This window comes from Streptomyces sp. NPDC056347, from assembly GCF_042262625.1.
Classification (GTDB): Bacteria; Actinomycetota; Actinomycetes; order Streptomycetales; family Streptomycetaceae; genus Streptomyces.
The window spans coordinates 1-3,341 of the sequence record NZ_JBHJQP010000314.1 but is presented as its reverse complement, the minus strand read 5'-3'; the positions used below and the strand labels follow the sequence as shown (position 1 = coordinate 3,341).

3 protein-coding genes are annotated in these 3,341 nt (G+C 71.6%); 2 read left to right on the top strand and 1 reads right to left on the bottom strand.

Features of this window, described 5'->3' with window-relative positions:
* Window positions 1-132 precede the first annotated feature (132 nt).
* A complete protein-coding gene (locus ACFCV8_RS35765; RefSeq protein WP_376689731.1) occupies window positions 133-444 on the top strand; it encodes an SH3 domain-containing protein in 312 nt (103 codons plus the stop codon).
* Window positions 445-638: 194 nt separating this feature from the next.
* Window positions 639-1,517 carry a chitosanase gene (locus tag ACFCV8_RS35760; RefSeq protein WP_376689730.1) on the top strand — a complete coding sequence of 293 codons (879 nt, stop codon included), beginning with the start codon at window positions 639-641 and terminating at the stop codon, window positions 1,515-1,517.
* Window positions 1,518-1,617: 100 nt separating this feature from the next.
* Here the strand turns inward: ACFCV8_RS35760 and ACFCV8_RS35755 are convergent, their stop codons facing one another.
* On the bottom strand, window positions 1,618-3,087 hold the full coding sequence (locus ACFCV8_RS35755) for a nucleobase:cation symporter-2 family protein (RefSeq protein ID WP_376689729.1): 1,470 nt from the start codon (window positions 3,085-3,087) through the stop codon (window positions 1,618-1,620).
* Between the last annotated feature and the right edge of the window lie 254 nt (window positions 3,088-3,341).

Below are 3,341 nucleotides of genomic sequence, written 5' to 3'. Positions count from 1 at the left end.
CCGTACCGCGGAGCGCGTCGGCCGGTGCCGCCTCCGGATGACCCGGACGGACCCGTGACCAGTGGGCGGGCGGTCGCGTTGGGCCTGCGGACGGTCCGCTCCGAAGCGGGCCGGATTACGGAGGAGATCAGGATGACGAAGAAGACGATGACGCTGGCCGCGGCGGTGCTGACCGCCGCCCTCGGGCTGGCCGTGAGCCCCGCCGCCCAGGCCGTACAGCCCCCGGTGGCCGCGCGGTCCGCGCAGGCTCCGGCAGCGGTCTGCACCGTCAACGACAACGGGGTGAACTTCCGCGGCGGCCCGGGCGAGAACTTCCCGGTGCTCGGCCAGGTGAACCGGGGCCAGAACCTCAACTACCGGGGCCAGCAGGGCAACTGGATCATGGGTGACCTGTGGGGCGGTCCCACGGGCGTCTGGGTCCACGTCGCCTACCTGAACTGCTGACGCACCCCGGTCCCCGGCTCGCGGCCCCGCGCCGCACGACGGCCCCGCATCGCGCGCTCCGCGCGGTGCGGGGCCTCACTCGTTCCGGTCGAACTCCGGGGTCCCGCCGCCGGAGGACTGTACGCACACCCGTCCACCTGATAGGAAAGCTTCCTAACAGACCGTCGGAACGAAGAACTCCCTCTGGAGGACTGGTGCACGCTCCCCATCAGCGCGCCGCACGTCGCAGCACCCGCCCCGTGCGCATCACGGTCATCGCGGTCGGGCTGGCCCTCACGGTCATCCCCGTCACTGCGTACGCCGGTGGCCTCACCCACCGGGCAACCCCCCACACCACGGCGACGGCCCCCCGGGCCGCCGCCACGACCGGACTGGACGACCCGGCGAAGAAGGAGATCGCCATGAAACTGGTCTCCAGCGCCGAGAACTCCTCCCTGGACTGGAAGTCCCAGTACAAGTACATCGAGGACATCGACGACGACCGCGGCTACACCGCGGGCATCATCGGTTTCTGCTCCGGCACCGGCGACATGCTCGACCTGGTCGAGCTGTACACCGAACGCAAGCCCGGCAACGTACTCGCCAAGTACCTCCCCGCCCTGCGGAAGGTCAACGGCACCCCCTCGCACGAGGGTCTCGACCCGAACTTCACCAAGGACTGGGCGAAGGCCGCCTCCGACTCCGCCTTCCGCAAGGCCCAGGACGACGAGCGCGACCGGGTGTACTTCAACCCGGCCGTCGAGCAGGGCAAGGCGGACGGCATCGGCGCGCTCGGCCAGTTCGCGTACTACGACGCCATCGTCATGCACGGTGACGGCGACGACAGCACCGGCTTCGGTGCCATCCGCAAGCGGGCACTGTCGAAGGCGAAGCCCCCGTCCCAGGGCGGCGACCAGACCGCGTACCTCAACGCCTTCCTCGACGCCCGGGTCTGGGCGATGAAGCAGGAGGCGGCGCACGAGGACACCAGCCGGGTGGACACCGCCCAGCGGGTCTTCCTGAAGAAGGGCAACCTCGACCTGAACCCGCCGCTGGACTGGAAGGTGTACGGCGACAGCTACCACATCGGCTGACCTGCCGGACTCCCGGCGCGGCGCGTACGACGGACCCCACGGGGTTCCGCCGTACGCGCCACGCCGCCGGTGCGGGCGCCGCGGCTGCGTCCGGTACGGGTCAGTGGGCGGCCACCGGGTCCGCTGCCGCCGGGTTCTGCTCCCGCTCCGGCGCCGGCGCGTCCGGCTTCCGGCCCAGGTGGTTGAAGGCCAGGTTGAGCACGATGGCCACCACGCAGCCGGTGGAGATCCCGGAGTCGAGGACCACCAGGAGGTTCTTCGGGAAGGAGTGGTAGAAGTCCGGCGCGGCGATCGGGATCAGGCCGACGCCCACGGCCGCGGCCACGATCAGCGCGTTCTCGCCCTTCTCCAGCGCGGCGGCCGCCAGGGTCTGGATGCCGCTGGCGGCGACCGTGCCGAAGAGCACGATGCCCGCGCCGCCGAGGACCGGCAGCGGGACGATCGCGATCACGGACGCCGCGACGGGGACCAGCCCCAGCACGATCAGGATGCCGCCGCTGACCGCGACCACGAAGCGGCTGCGGACCTTCGTCATCGCCACCAGGCCGATGTTCTGGGCGAAGGCACTGCACATGAAACCGTTGAAGAGCGGGCTGAGGGCGCTGCCCAGGGTGTCGGCGCGCAGTCCGCCCTCGATGGTCCGCTCGTCCGCCGGCCGGTCGACGATCCTGCCGAGCGCGAGCATGTCCGCGGTGGACTCGGTCATGCAGACCAGCATCACGATGCTCATGGAGACGATCGCGGCGATCTCGAACTGCGGTGCCCCGAAGTGGAACGGCGACGGGAAGCCGAACAGACCGGCGTCCTTGATCGCGCCGAAGTCCGTGATGCCGACCGGGATCGCGATCAGGGTGCCGACGACCAGGCCGAGCAGGATGGAGATCTGCTGGAGGAAGCCGCGCAGCAGCTTCCGCAGCGCGAGGACGATCACCAGGGTGACGGCGGCCATGGTGATGTTGGTGGTGGATCCGTAGTCGGCGGCGGCGGCGTTGCCGCCCTGCGCCCAGTTGAAGGAGACCGGCAGCAGCGAGACGCCGATCAGGGTGATCACGGTGCCGGTGACCACGGGCGGGAAGAAGCGGACCAGTTTGCAGAAGTAGGGGGCCAGCAGGAAACCGAGCAGGCTGGCGACGATGACGGCGCCGAAGATGACGGCGATGCCGTCGTGTCCCCGGTCCTTGCCGATCGCGACCATCGGGGTGACCCCGGCGAACGAGACGCCGTTGACGAACGGCAGCCGGGCGCCGATCCGCCAGAGGCCGAGGGTCTGCAGGAGGGTGGCGATGCCCGCGGTGAACAGGCTCGCCCCCATGAGGAAGGCGGTCTCCTTGGCGGTGAGGCCCACGGCGGGCCCCACGATCATCGGCGGGGCCACCACGCCCGCGTACATCGCGGCCACGTGCTGGAGGCCGCTGGTGAACATCTTCAGCGGAGGGAGCGTCTCGTCGACCGGGTGCTTGCCGCCGGCCGGTGCGGCCGGGGGGCTGGTGTCGGACGAGGGCACGGCGTCGGAAGGGGATGCCGGGGGTGCGGCGTCTGCTGCGTTGCGAAACCTGGGCGTGGCTGCCACGGCGGTTCCTCCGGTCGGTTACACGTCTGCGGTGACGTGGGTGTCAGGGAGGTGGTGCGTGAGGGGATGTGATCCGGTGGGGCGGGTCGTGCAGCTGAGTGCGGGCAGCTCGGTGCGCCGGTGCGGGGGCGCGTACGAGTCGTGGTAGCCCCCCCCCCCCCCCGGCGCGGGGACCCGGGGCGGGCGCCCGCCGCGCGGCGTCGGGCCGCCCCCCCCCCCCCCCGGGGCCGGGGGGGGGGGGGGCGCGGGCCCGG

What these genes read in the sequence shown, in the direction of transcription:
- ACFCV8_RS35765 (WP_376689731.1), top strand. Translation starts at nt 133, where the DNA reads ATGACGAAGAAGACGATGACGCTGGCCGCGGCGGTGCTGACCGCCGCC.